This window comes from Flavobacterium aquidurense (assembly GCF_002217195.1).
GTDB lineage: Bacteria > Bacteroidota > Bacteroidia > Flavobacteriales > Flavobacteriaceae > Flavobacterium > Flavobacterium frigidimaris.
On sequence record NZ_MUGR01000045.1, the window covers coordinates 1 to 20,283 of the forward strand.

The following is a 20,283-nucleotide window of genomic DNA, read 5'->3' on the forward strand; positions in this document are numbered from 1 at the left end:
CAAGGATGGCAACTATTCCAGGATGTGTCCAGACGGTAGGATAGCAGCGGCATCCTTTTATATCCGCCGCGGCGGACATAAAAGATATAGCGGATAGCGGGAAACAGCTCCTTATAATGACACGTAAAGTACTGATATGCCACGAATGTCAGGTTTTAAAAATGTCATGTTGTCAGATTATTTTTTATGTGCCGACAGGAAAACTGACAATTTACTTTGGTTTTTTATATTGGCACAAAGATTGACTTATGCCACCTGAGTTATAAAATTAAGTATATCAAAATTAAATATATAAAAAATGGGTAAAATAATCGGAATTGACTTAGGTACGACGAACTCTTGTGTTTCTGTAATGGAAGGTAACGAAGCAGTTGTTATTCCTAACGCAGAAGGAAAAAGAACAACGCCATCTATCATCGCTTTTGTTGAAGGTGGAGAAATTAAAGTAGGTGATCCTGCAAAAAGACAAGCGGTAACGAATCCTACAAAAACGATTGCTTCTATTAAACGTTTTATGGGACACACTTTTGCTGAGACTACAAACGAAGCAAAAAGAGTTTCTTATAAAGTAGTAAAAGGAGACAACAATACTCCACGTGTGGATATTGATGGTCGTCTTTATACTGCTCAGGAATTGTCAGCAATGACTCTTCAAAAAATGAAAAAAACTGCTGAAGACTATTTAGGTCAAACTGTAACTGAAGCGGTTATTACTGTTCCTGCTTACTTTAATGATGCACAACGTCAGGCTACTAAAGAGGCTGGTGAAATTGCAGGTCTTAAAGTAATGCGTATCATCAATGAGCCTACAGCAGCAGCTTTAGCTTATGGATTAGATAAAAAAGGAACAGATCAAAAAATTGCTGTTTACGATTTAGGTGGAGGTACTTTTGATATCTCTGTTCTTGAATTAGGAGACGGTGTATTCGAAGTATTGTCTACAAACGGTGATACTCACTTAGGTGGAGATGATTTTGACCACGAAATTATTGACTGGTTAGCTGACGAATTTAAAGCTGAAGAAGGTATTGATTTACGTCTTGACCCAATGTCATTGCAACGTTTGAAAGAAGCTGCAGAGAAAGCAAAAATTGAATTGTCTTCTTCTTCAGAAACTGAAATCAACTTGCCATACGTAACTGCTACGGCTTCAGGACCAAAACACTTAGTAAAAAAATTATCAAGAGCTAAATTTGAGCAATTAACTGATTCATTAGTTAAACGTTCTATGGAGCCAGTTGCTAAAGCCTTAAAAGATGCAGGTTTATCTACATCTGATATTGACGAAGTTATTCTTGTTGGAGGTTCTACTCGTATGCCAAGAATTGCTGAGGAAGTTGAAAAATTCTTTGGTAAAAAAGCGTCTAAAGGAGTTAACCCTGATGAGGTTGTTGCAATTGGAGCAGCTATTCAAGGTGGAGTTTTATCTGGAGATGTAAAAGATGTATTGTTACTTGACGTTACACCTTTATCTTTAGGTATCGAAACTATGGGTGGTGTATTGACTAAATTAATTGAGTCTAACACAACTATTCCAACTAAAAAATCACAAGTTTTCTCTACTGCTGCTGATTCTCAACCATCTGTTGAAATTCACGTATTGCAAGGTGAAAGAGCTATGGCTGCTGATAACAAAACTATCGGTCGTTTCCACTTAGATGGTATTCCACCAGCACCAAGAGGAGTTCCTCAAATCGAGGTTACTTTTGATATCGATGCGAATGGTATCATCAAAGTTTCTGCAACTGACAAAGGAACAGGAAAATCTCACGATATCCGTATCGAAGCTTCTTCTGGATTAACAGCTGAAGAAATCGAAAAAATGAAAAAAGATGCTGAAGCTAATGCTGACGCTGACAAAATAGCTAAAGAAAGAGCTGAGAAATTAAACGAAGCTGACAGCATGATTTTCCAAACAGAAAGTCAATTGAAAGAGTTAGGAAGCAAACTTGCTGACGACCATAAAGTTGCTGTTGAGTACGCTTTAACTGAATTGAGAATGGCTCACCAATCTCAAGACATTCCAGCTATTCAAACGGCTCTTGACAACATCAATGCAGCTTGGAAAACAGCTACAGAAGCTATGTATGCTCAAGGTGAACAAGGTCAACAAGCTGCTCCACAACAAGAGCAATCTGGAGACAATGTTGAAGACGTTGAATTCGAAGAAGTCAAATAATTACTGATTAACATCAGTTAATAATAAGTGTTAAGCCGCTGTAAACGAAATGTTTACAGCGGTTTTTCTTTTTTATTATTTTTCGTTTCTGCTGTTTTTTAATCGTTTTTTGCCATATATTTGTACCATATTTGTACCGGCACTTAAAAGGAGACAAAGTGGGACTTATGTACCCTTATGGTACCTTAATGGGAGACAAAGACTATGAAAAGATCTGATAAACAATGTCTTAATTGTGGGAAAGAATTCCTGCCTAAAACCGTGACTTCTGTTTACTGCTCGCATGTATGCAGTAAAAAAGCATACAAACTCAAGATGATACGGCTTAAAAAGGAAGCGGAGATCAAAGCGCTTACGGATAAAATACCCCAGAACAGGGCATTTATTTCTGTTGCGGAAGCTGGCATGCTTTTTGGCATTCCCAATAAGTCCCTTTACCGGCTTGTCGGTCAGGGAAAAATTCCTTCAGTTAATCTGGGGACTCGCCTTATAAGAATAGACCGCAGAGTTATAGAAGAGATGTTCGGCCCTGCCCGCAGCCTGGCGCAGGCTGAAAGTGCACCGAAGAAAAAATTATACAGCCTTGAAAAAGAAGACTGCTATTCCATCGGTGAAATAGCTCAGAGATTTCAGATATCAGAAGGTTCTGTCTACAATCATATCAGGAAATATTCAATACCAACCAGGCAGATCGGAAAGCATGTATATGCTCCAAAAAGCGAAATTGATAACTTGTATAACGGAAATGATTTTATATGAAACAATTAGCAAAAACCAAGGTGACTGTGCGTCTTCGAAAAGCAGAAGACCGAAAGGAATGGTATGTCTACATAGAAAGCTATCCTGTTGAGGTTTGTGGAAAGAAAACGCCCCAGAGAATCCGTGAATATTTAAATAGATCCGTAACAACAGTGGAGTGGGACAAGAATAGAACTGCCCGCACGGATGCAGAGGGCATAAAATCCTATAAACCCAGACGCAGCGATAACGGAATAATAATCTGCAGAAGCGAGAGCGACCGCGAGATAATGCTCTATGCTGACGCAGTGCGTAAAATCCGGCAGAAAGAATACGATAATACAGATCTGTACAGTGATGCTGAGAACTTATTGGCTCAGCAGAAAGAAAAAGGAAAAGAGGATTTTATTAAATACATTGCCGCTGTGGCGGCTAAAAGACACGCCCGAAGTTCAAAATCCATTATGATCAATTGGCAGCGGACCAGAGAATTTTTAAAAAACTATTCCAAAGGCAGGCTGATGTTTTCCCAGATTGACGGCAGAATGGCGGAAGATTTTAAACTGTTTCTGCTGACCGCTCCTCTCGGAGGAGGCAAAAAGGGAACCATTTCCCGCAACACTGCCGGAACGTATTTTTCCATATTTAAAGCCGCTTTGAAACAGGCTTTTATTGATGGATATTTAACCGTTGATTTATCTTCAAAAGTAAGAGGCATACCTGAGCAGGAATCAAGACGCGAATATCTTACCATTAAAGAATTGAACGGATTGGCCCAAACGCCCTGCGAAAAAGATGTCCTTAAAAGAGCCGCGCTTTTCTCAGCGCTTACCGGCCTGCGGCATTCCGATATTCAAAAACTCCGCTGGAAAGAGATAAGCCTGGAAGACGGCATGGCCAAACTGCATTTCACGCAGAAAAAGACAAGGGGTGTCGAATATATGCCTATTTCTGAGCAGGCTTTAGATCTCTGTGGAGAGCCAAGGCTTCCCGGGCAGCTTGTGTTTGAGGATCTGATGGACCCGTCGTGGATTTCACGCCCTCTGAAAAAATGGGTTGAATCGGCAGGGATTAAAAAAAATATTACCTTCCACTGCTTCCGCCATACATTTGCAACACTGCAGCTGTCCAGCGGTACAGACATCTATACGGTCAGCAAAATGCTGGGGCATACCAACGTAAAAACTACTGAAATCTACGCCAAAGTAATAGATGAGAAGAAAAACAGAGCTTCGCAGGCAATACAATTGGAATTTTTAAAGAAGTAAGCACAATGAAAATTAAATACTTTGAATATATCACAGTTTACCTGTCTGTTTTTTTAGTATGCGTCTTTGTCGGTGTAATCGGAAGACTGGTGCTGCTGGAAAAAGGTGCCGATGAATATACGGCCGGCGTTTTCTTTTGGATCAGCACTGGATTTGGAGTTTTAATCTTTGCAATTCTAAGTTTATTTCTAAACGATTTGGCTGAGAGATTGGTGAATCGTTTTTTAAAAGCTGAAAAAAATGAATCGCCTGAAAGCCGCATTCCAAATGAAAACCTTGAAAAAACAGAAGAGGAGTTGCAGGATGCTTTAATTAAGCCCGAAATGCCTGAAAATAGAAATGCGGCTATCGATATTCAGCAGTTAAGGGAGCAGCAGCAAAATACAATCAAAAATCAAAAACAAGCCAGAATTGATATTGCCATCCGTTATGCACAGCAGGAGTTTGCCCTGTACTTGTCGGATGATGATTTGAAGCAATTGGGCAGGAATATAATCATATATGCTGAAGGCATAAATTTTGAAAAGATTAAACCGGTAAAAGTTAGAGATCTGTCCAATCTGGATCTGTATCATTTTGGCTGGAATATCTGGAATTGTTTTAAAGTCAGCAGACAGGACAGAGCCGCACAATTTTTAAAATTAACTTTTGCTGACGCTTTAAAAGATGTTGAAGAGAACAGCATTAAAACCCATCTGAAAGATGATGAACAGAAAGGTCTTATAAAGATTATAGAAGATTTTACCGATTTTTAAATGCCAATAACTATAAAGCACTGTGTTTTTCAAGTGTTTTTGCTGTGAAGAAGGACACAGCAGAAACACTTTTTTCATTTGCACTGTAACTGTTAAAAACGATAGCTATGGACACAAACGAAATATCTTTTGAGAACCTGCCCAAAGCAGTAGCACATTTAGTGAAAGAAATTGCCGAGATCAAACTTCTGATTGAGAATGTACAGGTGTATGAATCGAAAGAAAAAAGTATTCCTATTGGTATTGAACAAGCAAGCCGGCTAATAGGGAAAGCAAAGCCTACAATTTACGCTCTTGTAAGGCAGAGAAAAATACCTTGCTATAAATATGGTAAAAAGCTGTATTTTTTTGAAGAAGAAATTTTAGAATGGATTTCTAAAGGGAAAAAGAAAACAATACAGGAAATCGAATCAGAAGTATTGAAATCGAATCATAATCGAAATAAATAGAGGGATAACAAAACTAGCAAATTAAAAATTAATTCAGATTTCGTTTATTTTTAGTGTCTATTGCTGCTTCAGCACAATTTAGCAGATGGCTGTTAAAGATTCTAAAAACAGTGTGTAATTTTATTTAAAATTATAAAATATTTAATTTCGAATATATGTTGTATATCACTTTTTGAATTGATAAAGATCATTTGTGTAGCTATTTTATTATTCCAACTTTGTTTCATAATCAATGGCTAAGAACGCCTTGAGATAATTAGTCAAAGTAAAATTTAAAATTTTTCACCATGAAAAAAAGTAATGATGTTTTACGTGAAGAAGTAGTAGAGGCTATCAAATGGGAACCTCTTTTGAGCTCTAACGAAATTGATGTTAGTGTTCAGGATGGTATTGTTACTCTGGGAGGAACGGTAGATAATTATACTCAAAAAAGAGAGGCTGAACAGGCCGTAAAAAATATTGCTGGAGTAAAAGCTATCGTAGATGATATGAAAGTTGATTTGTTTTTTTCGGCTATTAAAAGTGATACTGATATAGCCTCATCCGTTATTAAGGCATTGCGTGAAAACTGGGCCGTTCCTGATCATCGAATACAAGTTACCGTAGAGAATGGATGGGTAACGCTTGAGGGAATCCTGCATTGGAATTTTCAAAGAAGAGCGGCAGATAATGCTATCCGTTACCTGCCAGGAGTAAGGGGAGTAATTGATCAAATAAAGATAGAAGCAGAAATAAAAAATGAATTGGGAAAAGAAATTGTTGAGAAAGCCCTAAGTCGCAGTTGGATTCTTGATGTTAATAATATTAAGGTTAGAGTTGAGGGGAAAACAATCTATCTCAGCGGTATCGTTGATTCTCTTTTTCAAAAAGAAGAAGCAGAAAGAATTGCATGGAATACTCCTGGAGTTTGGTATGTAGATAATGAACTTGTCGTAGACAACTAGAAACTAAAATAGAAGATATGAAAAGTAATGAAATTTTGCAAAAAGAAGTACAGGAAGCAATTAAGTTTGAACCCCTGTTACATGCAGCAGAAATTGGTGTGATTGTAAAGGATGCAATAGTTACCCTTACAGGACATGTTGATTCGCTGGTAAAAAAAACAGAAGCTTTGCATGCTGCTAAGAAAATTAAAGGGATTGCGGCTATTGTAGATGAAATTGAGGTGATACTGGAAAAATCATATGCAGTTTCGGATCAGCAAATAGCTGAACAGCTTGTGAACATTTTTAAAGAGAATCATATTGTTCCAAAAGGCACTATTAGCATAATTGTAGAAAAAGGCTGGGTCATACTTGAAGGACTACTTCCATGGAATTTTCAGAGAGATATTGCCAGGGAACTTGTGGAAAATCAAATAGGGGTAAGAGGTGTAACCAATAATATTAAACTTAAAAGAGAACTGCGTGATCAGGTAGAAAAAGAATTGCTCGAAAAGGCACTCAATAGACATTGGGCTTTTGACACGGACGAGATTGAAATTCAGGTTGCTGGCGCAACGGTCCAGCTATCTGGAACAGTGGGTTCTATTTTTCAAAAAGAAGAAGCTGAAAAGATTGCTTATAAAACCCCAGGTGTAATCAGAGTCGTGAATCATTTAAAAGTAAATATAGAACAACCTTATTTATGTTGATTAGCTGAATACTATAAAGTTATGAAAGATCATAAACCTCAGAGCGATAAATTAGAAATTCAATTTTTAGAGGGGCCGCAATCAAGGTTTACGGAGCTGAAATTTATATTAACTACTTTATGGGAGCTCATTCGATGTTTTAGAAAATTGTATACCCTTGGACCTTGTATTACTTTTTTTGGATCAGCACGTTTTAAAGAAGATCATCCTTATTATGATTTTACCAGAAAAGCGGCAGGAGAATACGCCAAACTTGGCTTTACAATAATGACAGGTGGAGGGCCAGGCCTTATGGAAGCTGCAAATCGGGGAGCAAAAGAAGTTGGAGGAAAATCTGTAGGATGTAATATTAAACTTCCAGTTGATCAGATGCCAAATTCTTATCTGGACAGATGGGTAGTTGCAAAACATTTTTTTATTCGAAAGATACTTTTAGTAAAATATTCTTTTGCCTTTGTCGTAATGCCGGGAGGTTTTGGCACCCTCGATGAATATTTTGAAGCACTTACACTTGTGCAGACCGGAAAGATTAAAAACTTCCCGATCATCATATTCAATAAAGAGTATCATAAAGCACTCATTGAACATATTAATTTGATGAAACAGCAGGGGACTATAAACGATTCCGATTCAAAATTATGTATGATAACAGACGATATTGAAGAAGCCAGGCTTTTTATTATGGAACATAGTATTAAACATTACGGTCTAAAACCAAAATTCCACCATTAATCTTTGATTTTTTTTAAACTATTAAAAGTTGAGATATATACCACTGATAGCTGCTAAAGCTTTTGTTTTTTTTCTTTATGATTGCCTTTAATTATATTATGTTCAAGCATATCATTTATTATTAATTTTCCATATTCATGCGCCAGACTTGCGGCATTTAAAGGATTAAACGATTGGGTTTGTACTGAATATATTATTTTTTGATCAGGCATCGTAAAAAGGCTGCTCTCCCAAAAATAATAGGTATCATTTACATAATATCCTTCTTGATAAATTTTGCTGTATATAGCAGCGTAGTAGATATCGAAGTCATTTGTATATCCTAAATCAAACATATTTTTTGGCGCATGATATTTTTCTTTTTGTTTGTCAAGCAGTACAACAGTTAAAACAGCCGCTGCACCATTTTGTTTTAATTGCTCCATAATCTGATTTTCATCTTTGCCTTCAAATGTATTTAAACCATACAGTTCAAGAGATGAAATGGCATCATAGCCAAGATTGCAAAGATCATCAGCCAGGTGATTCTCCATTTTCTTTTGAAGTGATTTATCTGATTCTCTTATTAATCCAAGAACTATTATCCGGCCAGATTTCAGATTTAATGTTTCTGATCCTGATGACTGCCATGAACTGACGATATTTGAACTTGAACATTGAACCAACAAAAATGACAATACTATAATAATCAATGTTATTCTTTTCATTAGGCTTCTTTTTGAATTAACTGTTTTGAATTGAATAAAATTATGAATTCTTATTAGGAGAAAATATGATTACAATCACTATTTATTTTATTATTATAAGTTGTGATTACATTGTGATGCTTATTTTAGTATTATAAAAAGCTGTTTAATATCATTTTCGCGGATGATGGCAATCATAGAGTACTTTTTCTGAATTCTTTACTTTAGTTCCATTCAAATTTTAAGATGAAATAATAATTCCTTTTGCATCTGATTGTTGAAAGCCTGTATTTCAGTTTTAAACGTATTACAAAAACACACAAGATTATAATTAAATAATATGAAAACAAAATTTAATATTTTGGGTATCATAACAGTATTGTTATGTTCCTGTCAGGACAGACCTTCGTTAATTGAGGATAATAGTGATTCAGATTCAGTAATGACAGCAACAAATATCGAGCAGCAAACGCTCAGAAAATGGTTTTCGTTTAATAAAGAATCAGAGAGTATAATTACGTCGGCTGAATTGATATTAAGCAGCAGGAACAAGAAATGAAGTTACAATCAAAGAATAAAAAAGAAAAGAGACATCATGATGCCCAATATCATCTTGATCAATTAAAAAAGAGAGTGAATTATATTAAAGATTATGAAACCCGTACTGAAAATTTTGACTTATCAGTTGTACACAAATTAGATTCACTTAAATTTGATTATCTTCAGGAAAAATTGAAACTTGAAGCTACTTTGTGTGAATTTCAAGAATTTAAAGTGCCTTAATTGACTTTAACTGCTTAAATAAATTTTAAAATAGCCTATTAGTTTAAAGTAAAAACAAAAAAACTTTTATGGGCTTTTGAAGAAAGGGCTTTATAATAAAAATAATTGGCCGGTAACTGTAATCCATTTACCAGCCAATTTTTATTTTCTAAAAACAAGCATGGGAGTTCTTGTATCAAAGCCCTTTTCTGCTGTTTTAATAGGCTGAAACAATTGTTCAAACCAGCCCCTGTCTTCTTTGGCAAACATGGTTATAATAGAAGGCTTGGCTGTCATAATATCAATTTGCAAATGACGTAATAAAGAAACTTCGGGATTTAATTTTTTAAAATGGAAATTTATGGTACCTGATTTATATTTATGCTCTATTTTATGTAGTTTTTTACTGATTTCTTCCTCTTCAGTAAAATAATCATAATGATATACAGCAATCGGAGCATCAAATTCTGCAGCAAACTTTCTAATTAACGGCAATTCAATGTTTATGTCTTCAATATCAGAGGGATATAGAACAGTATTTAAGTGCTTAATTCTGTAATGTCTTGGTACAACTAGAACAGGAATAGGAGAATCATGTAAAATTTTGTTGGTATGACTGCCTAATAGCTTATTGGCCAAACCACCGCCTCTTGTACTCATGCAAATATAATCGGCCTTGATTCTTTTTGCACAGTCTAAAATAGCTTCATTTACGTCCAGCTTATTTTCGACTATATAATTAATCTTTCCTGGTTGCTTATTGGTTTGTCTGTACAAGGTATGTATAAATCTTTTTAAGCTTTGTTCCTGTATTTTAGTGTCAGGTTCAGGAAGGCCTACAAAGGTAACAGCTGAAAAAGGGTCAATGATAAATGAACTATTTACATGAAGAAATGAAAGTTCATATCCTGTCTGGCAGGCAAGCTGTATGGCAAAGCGTACTGCTGGTTTGGAGTTGTAAGATAAGTCAGTTGTAACAAGTATCTTTTTCATATTTTCTAAGCATTTAATGCAGCTGATTGCCGCGTTTATTAATTATAAAAAATGAGTCCGCTGTTACTTTGAAGCAAACTTCATTTCATTTACATATCTATTTATCTTTTCCCATTGTTTATGATCAATTTTAGCAGTATCAACGTCAGTAGTCCAGTCGAGTCCGGGAAATAATTTTAACCTGTTTATGATTCTTTTTTTGTATCCAAAAGAAAAACGATCACCCCGCATCTGGAATTCTATAGTTTTGTTACCGTTGACTTTGTTTTGATAAAGAATTGTTTGTGTTTTCCAGTCACCGCCCCACGTTAAAAAAGATTGTACAAAACAAAAAACTCCAATAATTAATATTGTAAGTACTCTTGATTTTGTAGTTTGAAGTTTCCCAAAGATGAGACCTATAATAAAAACAAATGTAATTGATGCCAATATTAATAATATAAAATGCATTATTGAATTATTAATATAAAGATCCGTATAACGATTCAATAATAGTACGGCTATAGTAATTAAGAACAGCAGGTATAACAGTATTGTTTTCATTGCTCACACTATTTAGAATTACATTAAAAAATATGATCGAAAGGTTCAGTTTATTGGATGTCGTTTGCTTCAGACTGATCATCATAAAGATTTGATGGTCTTTTTAGATCTTGCTCGTATATTTTTCTGTCTTTGTAATTTTGCCTGAAAGCAAAAATCATCACTACTAATACAATAACACCTGTAAAGGATAATATTATCCAACTTGCTTCCATAATAATTAAAATTTAAATAATTTGTTAAAACACCACTACTCTTTTACTTTTTCTATCAGGAAAAGGGAGGCAGATTTCCTTTTTAACTATTCTGATATAGCATATTTGTGCTGCACAACAAGCTCGTTCTCTACAGACCAGATGCCTGGAGTTTTCCAGACTATTTTTTCTGCTAAATCTTTCTGAAAAAGGGAATTTACAGCTCCGGTTAAAGTAACTTTTGTTCCCTCTACCTTCAGGAAGATGTTCTCAGCATGTAATGTCCAATTACTGGCTAAAGCCCTTTTGATATTATTTTTATCAATCTGGTTTTGTACTTCAGCTTTAATCTTAATACGATTCGTGAGGCCTTTAACACCTAAAATATGGCCTATAGATTTCTCAGCAGCTTCTCTTTGATAGTTCCAGGTAACCTGACCTTCGAGTGTGACCCATCCTTTTTCCACTTTCAATTGAATTTTTTCTTCTGGAACATTCCAGTTATCAATTAAAGCTTTTAATGCATCATTGGCTATATCCTGATCAGATTTAGCACTATTAGAATATTTTATCTCAATTTCCTCAGCAACTGCTTTTACACCATCAACATTTTTCGCAGCATTTTCTGCTTCAATTTTTTTAAAGTATGCATCTACACTTCCCAGCAGTGTTATCACGCCATCTTTTGCAGTTACGCCAATTTCTGCTGCATGAAGCTGCGGTTCCCATTTAATGGCATTCTGAACATCTCTTTGTAATTCTTCATTTGTTTTCATGTTGTTTTATTTAAAGTTAATTACTTAATTAGGTTGATTATAATTCGAAAGTTTGGTTTTCTAAAAGCATTTGGCTTTTCTTTCTGCTAGTGAATTTTCTTTAGGGATATGGATTTGCAATAAGGTTCTTATGTTTTCGATTTTTGCATTAGTTTCCTGGGCAAAGAGCATAATTTTTTTTGCTTTCACTTCTGTTTTGTATTTAATAGCTTTGTCTTTTGAAAATCCCATGCCAATTAGTGGCAGAGTAGCTCCTAAAAGTACCGCTACACATGCATATATGATGGGGATTTTAAAATAAGGAAGGTTTGCAGTAAAGTTAAAAATGAAAAGCATTCCAAATAAAAGTCCACAAAATCCAATAGCAAATAGTCCAAGGGGACTCCATTTTTCCATTTTGTCATAAATATTAAAGTAGCCTACTACGTTTTGTTCTGTATAACATTCTGTTCCTATTACGGACAGTTTTGTAATATCGTAACCATTCTTTTTTAGTTTTTTGATAGCATCTTCAGCTTCTTGCTGTGTTTTATAATTTGCTACAAATAGTTTTTGATTTTCCATGGCTTCTATTTTTTAGTTATTATAGTTCTTAAGATGAGGTTTTGCTTTAGTGTAGTACTCTTATAATGCCTTTCTTAATATTATGATCTGATAAAATGCATTACTAGGAACTTTAAATTTGTTAGGTAAAATTCCATTAAATATTAAAAATTGAAAATGATCTTAATCATTGATAAAAATGATCTTTGATACTTTTTGTTTACGATGCAATTGATTTTAATTGTTTTTATTGGTGTTTGAGAAAGAAATCAATTTAAAAATTCTTCATTTAAAAGAACTATTGCTCTGATTTGACTGACCAATTTTTAATACGGCTGGTTTTATAATATAATTAACCTGATGTGATGAAAATCATTTCTTATCAAATCTTAATGGATTAATTTAGTTTATGTCAGAAGAGAAATATTTTAACTCAGCAAAAGCACTTTAGATGTTTTATTAAAAAAAGTTCATATGGAGACTTCCCAAGAATATCAGGTAGATTTGTATTGGCAAGAGAATCAAAACGCACGAATAACTTCGGTGATTTTTAGCCATGCTATAGAAGTAGCATCTCATTCATGTTTAAAAAACCTCCATGATGATGTTTGGTCGGCAGAACATTTGTTTATTGCTTCTATAGAAAGTTCCTATATGAACGCATTTTTCAGAACAGCAAAAAATAAAGGAATTAAATTTAAAAGTTTTAACTGTACAACCCGCGCCTCTGTTCTGATATCAGATGAATTTTCAGAAATAACAGATATTGTCATTAGACCCAAAGTAGCTATTTTAGAAAGTAATCAGATTAATAAGACTCTAAAGCTTTTTTCTCTTTGCAAAGATCATTGTCTGGTTCTAAATGCTTTAAAGGTAAGACTGCACATCTTTCCATCAGTTAGTGTAGCATAACAATCTAAAAAACTATTTAGTACTTTTAAGAGATCGTACTTTAAACTAATTTATCTAAACATTGTATGAGCACAAACCAACAAGAATTAAAAGGATTAAGTTTTGAAGAAGTAATCGATTTGAGAAGAAAATTGGGAATCAATTCTTATAATTACAAGAAAGAAAACAGATTTTTAGCTTTTCTAAAAAGTATTTTTGCAGAACCAATGGTTCTTTTATTGCTCATTGCCTCGGGCATCTACTTTATCAATAAGCAATACAGTGATGCGATTTTTCTTTCGGTTTCGATTTTATTAATTGTAGCCATTTCACTCTATCAGGAAAAAAGAAGCCGCAATGCGCTGGCAAAACTACAAGAATTTACACAGCCTTTGTGTAAAGTTATTCGTCAAGGACAGCAGCAAAATATCAAAACTCAGGATATTGTGGTTGGCGATCTGGTGATTATAGAAGAAGGCAGCTTGGTTCCGGCTGATGGTTCTATTATGAGTTCAAATGATTTTTCGGTAAATGAATCCATACTTACCGGCGAGTCTATGACAGTTTTTAAAAACAAAGACAAAGAAGATAATAAGGTTTTTTCTGGAACTACCGTTGTCAGCGGATTGGCTATCGTTAAAATTATTGCCATTGGAAATGAAACACGATTAGGAAAAATAGGCAGCAGTCTTGATGCTATTGGGGAGGAGAAAACTCCATTAGAACTCCAGATTGGGAATTTTATTAAAAAAATGGTTTTTGCCGGAGCATTAGTTTTTGTTTTGGTTTGGGGAATCAATTATTCAAGAGTAGGGAATGTTTTGGAAAGTCTTTTGATGGCGCTCACTCTTGCCATGAGTATTTTACCCGAAGAGATTCCTGTTGCCTTTACCACATTTATGGCATTGGGAGCCCGCCGGCTTATGAAGATGGGCATTGTCGTGAAACAAATGAAAACTGTTGAGACATTAGGCAGCGCGACAGTAATTTGTACGGATAAAACAGGTACAATTACCCAGAATAAGATGGAACTGGCAAGGCTTTACCTGCCTTCAGGCCCAGAGGTAGCGACAGATACTTTTAGAGAATTTAAAGAAACAGAAGAACTCCTTACAACCGCTATGTGGGCAAGCGAGCCAATTGCTTTTGATCCCATGGAAATTGCCCTTCATGATACCTATAAGAAATATACCGATAAGGATATAAGAATCCTTTTTAAAATGATTCATGAATACCCTTTATCGGGCAAACCCCCTATGATGACCCATGTGTTTGAAGATGAGTTTGACCATCGAATTATTGCTGCAAAAGGAGCACCGGAAGCTATTATAGAAGTTTGCCATCTTGGGGTTGAAGAAAAAGAAACGGTAACGGCTGCCATGAATAAATTAACAGAGAAAGGGTATAGGGTCCTTGGTGTTGCGATGGGAAATCTGCAAGGGAATAATTATCCGGAAATGCAGCAGGAAATTCCATTTACATTTAAAGGATTGGTTGCTTTTTACGATCCTCCAAAGCAGAATATTTCCGAAGTTTTAAAATCTTTTTACACCGCCGGAATAGGAGTAAAGATTATTACCGGTGATAACGCCCGAACTACAAATGCCATTGCTCAGGAAATTGGTTTTCAGGGATTTGATAAATCTATTACAGGAGACCAACTCATGAAGTTAAGCGATACTGAACTGCAGACTAAAGTAATGCACATTAATGTATTTAGCCGAATGTTTCCAGAAGCCAAACTACGAATTGTGAATGCGTTGAAAGCAAATGGGCAGATTGTAGCCATGACAGGAGACGGAGTTAATGACGGACCTTCGCTCAAGGCAGCACACATTGGTATTGCAATGGGTAAAAAAGGTACTTCGATAGCAAAAGATGCGGCTTCACTTATTCTCGTAGAAGACGATCTTTCTAAAATGGTTGATGCTGTTGCTATGGGAAGAAAGATTTATACGAACCTAAAAAAGGCGATTCAGTATATTATATCCATACATATTCCTATAATATTTATTGTTTTCCTGCCCCTTGCCTTAGGATGGATTTATCCCAATATATTCAGCCCGCTGCATGTAATTCTGCTCGAACTTATAATGGGACCAACCTGTTCTATAATTTATGAAAATGAACCTGCAGAAGCAGATACGATGCAGAGGGGGCCAAGACCGCTGAGGTCAACATTTTTTAATGCAAAAGAACTTGTAATCAGCATTGTTCAGGGGATTGTCATAACCTTTGGTTTGTTGTTTGTATATCAGTGGTCAGTTCAACATCAATGGGAGGAAAACAGAACACGAAGTATGGTTTTTTTGACTCTAATAACTTCGAATGTTTTGCTGACACTTGTTAATCGCTCTTTTTATTATTCGTTATGGGTAACGCTTCGATATAAAAATATCCTGGTATCGATTATTATTGCGCTAACCGTATTTTTGGTTCTGTCACTATTTGCAATACCATTTTTACGTTCGCTTTTTAGTTTTGAATTAATAACATTTTATCAATCAATTCTGTGCATTTTGGTTGGTTCGATATCAGTATTATGGTTTGAAGTTGTAAAATATTTTAGAAGAAGATAAGGAGAATTTAAATTTCTATTTCACTTCCCATGAGTGGAATACTACATTTATACCCATATCGATCCTGAATTTTGGTGCGCAATTCATCTGCTGGAAGGTTTTCGCCATGTACTAAATAGATGCATTTTGGAACATTTTGAAGGGCAGAAAGCCAATTGACTAAATCTTGCTGGTCACCATGGGCAGAGAGTCCTTCTATTTGATGTATTTTGGCCTCAACCGTGTAATATTTTCCATATATTTTAATTTCATCAGCTCCTTCTAAGAGCTTTCTTCCTCGGGTACCTTCTGCCTGATAGCCTACAATTATAACAGTCGTTTTTTCAAGACCTATGTATTTTTCAAAATAAGATAATACGCGGCCGCCGGTAACCATACCGCTTGCCGCAATAATTACTTTTGGCTGAGGATCTTCAATAATGCGCAGGGTTTGTTCGAATTCAGAAACGATTCTGAACATTTTGAACATTTCATGACAGTCATTAGCAGAGAGTTTATGCCACTGCATATTTTCCAGAAAAACATCAAGTACACTGGCGCCCATAGGAGTGTCAAGAATATAGGGAACATTTGGAATTCTTCCTTCTGTTTTAAGCTGCCATAAAAGATACATTATCGATTGCGCTCTTTCAACGGCAAACCCTGGAATAATTACAGTTCCTTTTTGTTCGATCGTAGTATTGATATAGGCCTCAAGTTCTTTTTTTACGTCAAGATCAGGATGAAGACGATTCCCATAGGTGCTTTCAAGGAAGATATAATCTGCTTTTAGAGGTTTTCTTGGAGCAAACATTAATACATCATCATCACGACCTATATCACCGGAAAAAACTAAAGTTTTGTTTTCGAGAGTCAGCGTAATACTGCAGGCGCCTATAATATGTCCTGCAGTTGAAAAAACGGCAGCAATATCATTGGCTATTATTACAGATATATTGGGCTGAATGACTTTAAAAAACGGAAAAACAGCTTCGGCCTGAGCTACCGTATAGAGAGGTTTTGCTTTTTCATGTTTAGAATAATGTTCTTTGTTGGCTTTATGGGCTTCTTCTTCCTGAATTTTGGCACTGTCTAAAAGAACAAGTTTTGCCACAGCTTTAGTTGGACCGGTGCAATATATATTTCCCCTAAATCCCTGAGCGACCAGTCTGGGCAGCCAGCCGCAATGATCCAGATGACCGTGCGTTAGCAGCACATAATCTATTGTAGAGGGCAAAATAGGCAAGGGTTCCCAATTGAGTTCCCTGAGTACTTTAAGCCCCTGAAAGAGCCCGCAGTCAACCAATATTCTAATGCCATTGCTTTCTATGAGTGTTTTTGAGCCTGTTACGGTTCCCGAACCTCCTATAAATTTTATTTTCATTTTAGATAAGTTTACAAATTTGTGAAGCTTCTTTCAATACATTTCGAACCCGGTTGTCACTAAGTCCAATTTTATGAAGATTATTAGAATCATAAGTAAGATCTTTTACCAGTATTTGATCCAGAATTAGCAATTTTTCTTTTTCTACCATTGATAATGTAGTGAGGCAGGTAATAGGGTAGAGCGCCCCTTTGTCAATTTTATTTTTAATGCTGTTGTCTCGAGGATAATCCCAGCTTAAAAGGCTTATTCCGCTGCAGTTTGCGAAATTTTCAGCATCCTTGGTAAATCGGTTATTGGTCACTATAATACAGGAATTAATAGTTTCATGGTTTGAAAAAAGATTATGTTGTTTCACTTTAAGGTCATTAAAACGAGAAAGAATATACATGGGAACTTTTACATCTGAGGAACCTTCTCTGCTGCTGTGAAATTTACATTCAATCATCGAAATTAGATTCTCTTTTTTTAGTAGTACATCTACCTCATGCGAGACACATTTTCCCTGCAGGATTAGGTTGGTTTTGGTTTTAAAACCTTCGGCAGTATATAATCGTGCAATAAATTTTTCAAAGAAAAAACCGGCCGGGCCAAGCATTTGTAAAGCAGAACGCAAATTATAGCGCGCAGCATTGCCATTTGAGGCTTTTTTTAAAATAGCAAATGCCATTTTATAGATTTGTTTGGTCGTTATGCCCTCATACATTTGGTTTTGTATTTGGGTGAGTGATTCCTCAATAAGGGCAGGGGGGGCACCGGATTTTTGAAGAGAAAGCCTTAATTTTTCTATGTCGAAAGGAACAACATGCCCTGAGTGCTTAATTACTTTCATAATTTAGTAGTTGATCCCGATTACTTAAAAAGTATAGGATTGTTCTACCAAAATTATAGCAGATTGTCCAGATAAGGGATGATGAAAATCACTTAAGAAAATGATCTTCATCATAATGAAAGATTAGTTCTTTATTTTACTGAGTTTATCTAAGTTAAGTACGTGAATGGTACTGGCTGTTTTCTCAATTAGTCCCTCTTCTTTAAAGTCACTTAAAGTACGGCTCACTGTTTCTGGAGAAGTTCCGGAAAAAGCGGCGAGATCATCCCTGCTGAATTTGATACTCGATCCGTCAGCACTATGCTGCAGCAATAAGTGCACAATACCCTGGGCAATTCTTTTTCGCACCGACATATAAGCTATCTGCAAAAGACGAACCTCTTTTTCTCTCATATCATTAGCGAGAATTTTAATGAATTTTGCCCCTACATCCGGATAAAGAAAAAGAAGTTTATCGAGTTGTTCTGTTGGCAGAAAACTCAAAATAGTATCTTCCAGAGCAATAGTAGTATCGTTATAGGTATCATTAGAAAATAAAATACTGATATCCAGATAATCATTCTCTTTGTAAACTCCTGTGATAAGCTCACGACCGTCTTCTGTAAGTTTTACGGTCTTAACTTTTCCGCTTATGATGTAGTAAATGCCTATTACGTGATCGCCCTCATAATGAATATATTGATTTTTTTTATAAGATCTGGTGCTGCGCTCCAGCATGATTTCTTTGAGTTTTAATAGTCCGTCTTCTTTTGAAATAAGAGAGTTGAGGTTTTCAGGAGTTTGTCCGTAAAACAACTGTTGTGATTCTCTTTTTTTTAGTCTGGCTTCAATAGCGCGAAGCAGTTCCAAATCATCAAAAGGTTTAGTAAGGTAATCGTCAACACCTAATTCCATACCTTTTCTTATATCAACTCTTTCTGCTTTGGCAGTTAAAAATATAATGGGGATTGTCTGTGTTTCAGGATTCTTTTGGAGGATATGCAGCACGCCGTACCCGTCAAGTTCGGGCATCATAATATCGCACAGTACAATGTCTGGTTTCATTTTAAGCGCAATTTCAACCCCGGTTTTCCCATTGTTCGCTCCAAAAACTTCATATCCGGAGAGTTCCAGTATTTCAACAACATTTTCTCTAATGTTGTCGTTATCTTCAATAATAAGTATTTTAGTCATAAACGCGGTAGTTCAATAGTAAATAAAGTTCCTTTATTAATTGCACTTTCAAAAGAAATTGCACCATTCATCAGTGACACATATCTTGAAACAATGTGTAGTCCAAGACCGGTTCCCGGTATGTTTCCGGTGTTGTGAGCCCTAAAGAAAGCTTCAAATAGATGTTCATGATCTTCCTCAGGTATACCAATGCCATTATCTTTGATATTTATAATTATAGTGCTGGACGTCATTGCTGTGGAAAGTTCAATTTCAGTTTCTTCACCAGAATATTTAATAGCATTAGAAACCAGATTGATAATGCAGTTTTTGAGCAGGTTTTTGTCTAATTTTACTAAAGTGATCTCTGCGTTCGGAATACTTACAATTCTCTGTTTTTTTTTGGTCAGCATTTTTAATTCTCCAATAATTTCCTTTATAAAATCCTGCAGGTCAAAACAGGATATTTGCAGTGTAATTTTATTTGATTCCGTTTTTTCAAGAAGCAGGAAATCATCCAGTATTCCGGTAAGATTTGCTATTGCACTTTTTATTTTGATTATGTGAGCATCAATCTTTGAATTATTTCCACTTTCAGCATAACGCTGAATTAAGGAGGTAGAAAGCTGAATGGTACTGAGTGGCGTTCTAAATTCATGGGAAGCCATGGATAAAAGACGGCTCTTAATTTTGTGAAGTTCTTTTTCTTTTTCTAATGTAGTGCTGACTTCTTCTTTTGTCTGAGTTAAGGCATCAATAGTTTCGTTTAGGGTAGCGGTGCGGTCTTTTACCAGTTCCTCTAAATGCTGTGTATATTGCATGAGCCTGTTTTCCGCTTCTTTTTGATGGCTCATATCATGAATAAAACCAGCGAAAATTCTTTCTCCTTCAAATTTAACTTCACTCACTCCAAGTCGGAACGGGAATATATTACCGTCTTTCTTTCTTCCTAAAACGTCCCTGTCATGACCGATAATATGCGGAATTCCCGAAGTTTTGTAATTCTCTAAATAAGAATCATGCTTTTCCCGGTCAGGAGAAGGCATTAAAAAAGAAATGTTTTTTCCAATAACTTCTTCTGGATCATATAAAAAAAGCCGACAGGCTGAAGGATTTATAGATTCTACAATTCCCTTTTCGTTTATTGTAATGATACCATCGATTGCGTTATCAATAATTGCATTTAAAAGTGCTTGATTTTTCATGTCGCAATCG

At 35.6% G+C, this 20,283-nt stretch carries 22 protein-coding genes; 12 read left to right on the forward strand and 10 right to left on the reverse strand.

Annotated features, from left to right (window positions below):
• Window positions 1-298: 298 nt before the first annotated feature.
• The 8 genes from dnaK to B0A67_RS21025 all read left to right on the forward strand — a co-directional run bounded on the left by dnaK (window position 299) and on the right by B0A67_RS21025 (window position 7,754).
• Complete coding sequence (gene dnaK / locus B0A67_RS20990) at window positions 299-2,179, forward strand: molecular chaperone DnaK (RefSeq protein WP_072965123.1); 1,881 nt, start codon at window positions 299-301, stop codon at window positions 2,177-2,179.
• Between the two features lie 204 nt (window positions 2,180-2,383).
• Window positions 2,384-2,938, forward strand: coding sequence for a helix-turn-helix domain-containing protein (locus tag B0A67_RS20995; RefSeq protein WP_072965122.1), 555 nt, complete (start codon window positions 2,384-2,386; stop codon window positions 2,936-2,938).
• Window positions 2,935-4,185, forward strand: a complete 1,251-nt coding sequence (locus B0A67_RS21000) for a site-specific integrase (protein WP_072965121.1) — start codon at window positions 2,935-2,937, stop codon at window positions 4,183-4,185. Before B0A67_RS20995 ends, B0A67_RS21000 begins: the two co-directional genes overlap by 4 nt.
• Window positions 4,186-4,190: 5 nt before the next feature.
• Window positions 4,191-4,940, forward strand: coding sequence for a hypothetical protein (locus B0A67_RS21005; protein WP_072965120.1), 750 nt, complete (start codon window positions 4,191-4,193; stop codon window positions 4,938-4,940).
• Between the two features lie 107 nt (window positions 4,941-5,047).
• Window positions 5,048-5,389, forward strand: coding sequence for a helix-turn-helix domain-containing protein (locus B0A67_RS21010; RefSeq protein WP_072965119.1), 342 nt, complete (start codon window positions 5,048-5,050; stop codon window positions 5,387-5,389).
• A gap of 287 nt (window positions 5,390-5,676) precedes the next feature.
• Window positions 5,677-6,333, forward strand: coding sequence for a BON domain-containing protein (locus tag B0A67_RS21015; protein WP_072965118.1), 657 nt, complete (start codon window positions 5,677-5,679; stop codon window positions 6,331-6,333).
• A 17-nt stretch (window positions 6,334-6,350) separates the two neighbouring features.
• Entirely contained in the window at window positions 6,351-7,022 is a 672-nt protein-coding gene (locus B0A67_RS21020; protein WP_072965117.1) for a BON domain-containing protein, read from the forward strand.
• A 21-nt stretch (window positions 7,023-7,043) separates the two neighbouring features.
• On the forward strand, window positions 7,044-7,754 hold the full coding sequence (locus B0A67_RS21025; protein ID WP_072965116.1) for an LOG family protein: 711 nt from the start codon (window positions 7,044-7,046) through the stop codon (window positions 7,752-7,754).
• A 53-nt stretch (window positions 7,755-7,807) separates the two neighbouring features.
• Here the strand turns inward: B0A67_RS21025 and B0A67_RS21030 are convergent, their stop codons facing one another.
• Window positions 7,808-8,461 carry a hypothetical protein gene (locus B0A67_RS21030; protein ID WP_072965115.1) on the reverse strand — a complete coding sequence of 218 codons (654 nt, stop codon included), beginning with the start codon at window positions 8,459-8,461 and terminating at the stop codon, window positions 7,808-7,810.
• A gap of 319 nt (window positions 8,462-8,780) precedes the next feature.
• On the opposite strand from B0A67_RS21030, the gene B0A67_RS21035 reads away from it, so the two are divergent.
• Together B0A67_RS21035 and B0A67_RS21040 are read left to right on the forward strand one after the other, a co-directional pair.
• The gene (locus tag B0A67_RS21035) at window positions 8,781-8,999 is read left to right on the forward strand and encodes a hypothetical protein (protein ID WP_072965114.1); all 219 of its coding nucleotides are present in this window, start codon (window positions 8,781-8,783) and stop codon (window positions 8,997-8,999) included.
• Window positions 8,996-9,223, forward strand: coding sequence for a hypothetical protein (locus B0A67_RS21040; RefSeq protein WP_072965113.1), 228 nt, complete (start codon window positions 8,996-8,998; stop codon window positions 9,221-9,223). The genes B0A67_RS21035 and B0A67_RS21040 overlap by 4 nt, the downstream gene beginning before the upstream one ends.
• A 141-nt stretch (window positions 9,224-9,364) precedes the next feature.
• Here B0A67_RS21040 and B0A67_RS21045 read toward each other — a convergent pair whose 3' ends face one another.
• The 5 genes from B0A67_RS21045 to B0A67_RS21060 form a co-directional block, all read right to left on the reverse strand.
• Window positions 9,365-10,195, reverse strand: a complete 831-nt coding sequence (locus B0A67_RS21045) for a universal stress protein (protein ID WP_072965112.1) — start codon at window positions 10,193-10,195, stop codon at window positions 9,365-9,367.
• A gap of 63 nt (window positions 10,196-10,258) precedes the next feature.
• Window positions 10,259-10,738 carry a hypothetical protein gene (locus tag B0A67_RS21050; protein WP_072965111.1) on the reverse strand — a complete coding sequence of 160 codons (480 nt, stop codon included), beginning with the start codon at window positions 10,736-10,738 and terminating at the stop codon, window positions 10,259-10,261.
• 50 nt (window positions 10,739-10,788) lie between these two features.
• Window positions 10,789-10,953, reverse strand: a complete 165-nt coding sequence (locus B0A67_RS25055; RefSeq protein ID WP_207557366.1) for a hypothetical protein — start codon at window positions 10,951-10,953, stop codon at window positions 10,789-10,791.
• Between the two features lie 86 nt (window positions 10,954-11,039).
• Window positions 11,040-11,708 carry a BON domain-containing protein gene (locus tag B0A67_RS21055; RefSeq protein ID WP_072965110.1) on the reverse strand — a complete coding sequence of 223 codons (669 nt, stop codon included), beginning with the start codon at window positions 11,706-11,708 and terminating at the stop codon, window positions 11,040-11,042.
• Between the two features lie 60 nt (window positions 11,709-11,768).
• A complete protein-coding gene (locus B0A67_RS21060) occupies window positions 11,769-12,272 on the reverse strand; it encodes a hypothetical protein (RefSeq protein ID WP_072965109.1) in 504 nt (167 codons plus the stop codon).
• 453 nt (window positions 12,273-12,725) lie between these two features.
• Between B0A67_RS21060 and B0A67_RS21065 the strand changes: the two genes are divergently transcribed.
• Window positions 12,726-13,163 carry an OsmC family protein gene (locus B0A67_RS21065; RefSeq protein ID WP_072965108.1) on the forward strand — a complete coding sequence of 146 codons (438 nt, stop codon included), beginning with the start codon at window positions 12,726-12,728 and terminating at the stop codon, window positions 13,161-13,163.
• Between the two features lie 65 nt (window positions 13,164-13,228).
• Window positions 13,229-15,721, forward strand: coding sequence for a cation-translocating P-type ATPase (locus B0A67_RS21070; RefSeq protein ID WP_072965107.1), 2,493 nt, complete (start codon window positions 13,229-13,231; stop codon window positions 15,719-15,721).
• Window positions 15,722-15,728: 7 nt separating this feature from the next.
• Here B0A67_RS21070 and B0A67_RS21075 read toward each other — a convergent pair whose 3' ends face one another.
• The 4 genes from B0A67_RS21075 to B0A67_RS21090 all read right to left on the reverse strand — a co-directional run bounded on the left by B0A67_RS21075 (window position 15,729) and on the right by B0A67_RS21090 (window position 20,273).
• Window positions 15,729-17,084, reverse strand: coding sequence for an MBL fold metallo-hydrolase RNA specificity domain-containing protein (locus tag B0A67_RS21075; RefSeq protein ID WP_072965106.1), 1,356 nt, complete (start codon window positions 17,082-17,084; stop codon window positions 15,729-15,731).
• A 1-nt stretch (window position 17,085) separates the two neighbouring features.
• On the reverse strand, window positions 17,086-17,916 hold the full coding sequence (locus B0A67_RS21080) for an ATP cone domain-containing protein (protein WP_072965105.1): 831 nt from the start codon (window positions 17,914-17,916) through the stop codon (window positions 17,086-17,088).
• Between the two features lie 123 nt (window positions 17,917-18,039).
• A complete protein-coding gene (locus tag B0A67_RS21085; RefSeq protein ID WP_072965104.1) occupies window positions 18,040-19,089 on the reverse strand; it encodes a response regulator in 1,050 nt (349 codons plus the stop codon).
• On the reverse strand, window positions 19,086-20,273 hold the full coding sequence (locus B0A67_RS21090) for a PAS domain-containing sensor histidine kinase (RefSeq protein WP_072965103.1): 1,188 nt from the start codon (window positions 20,271-20,273) through the stop codon (window positions 19,086-19,088). Before B0A67_RS21090 ends, B0A67_RS21085 begins: the two co-directional genes overlap by 4 nt.
• Window positions 20,274-20,283: the final 10 nt, after the last annotated feature.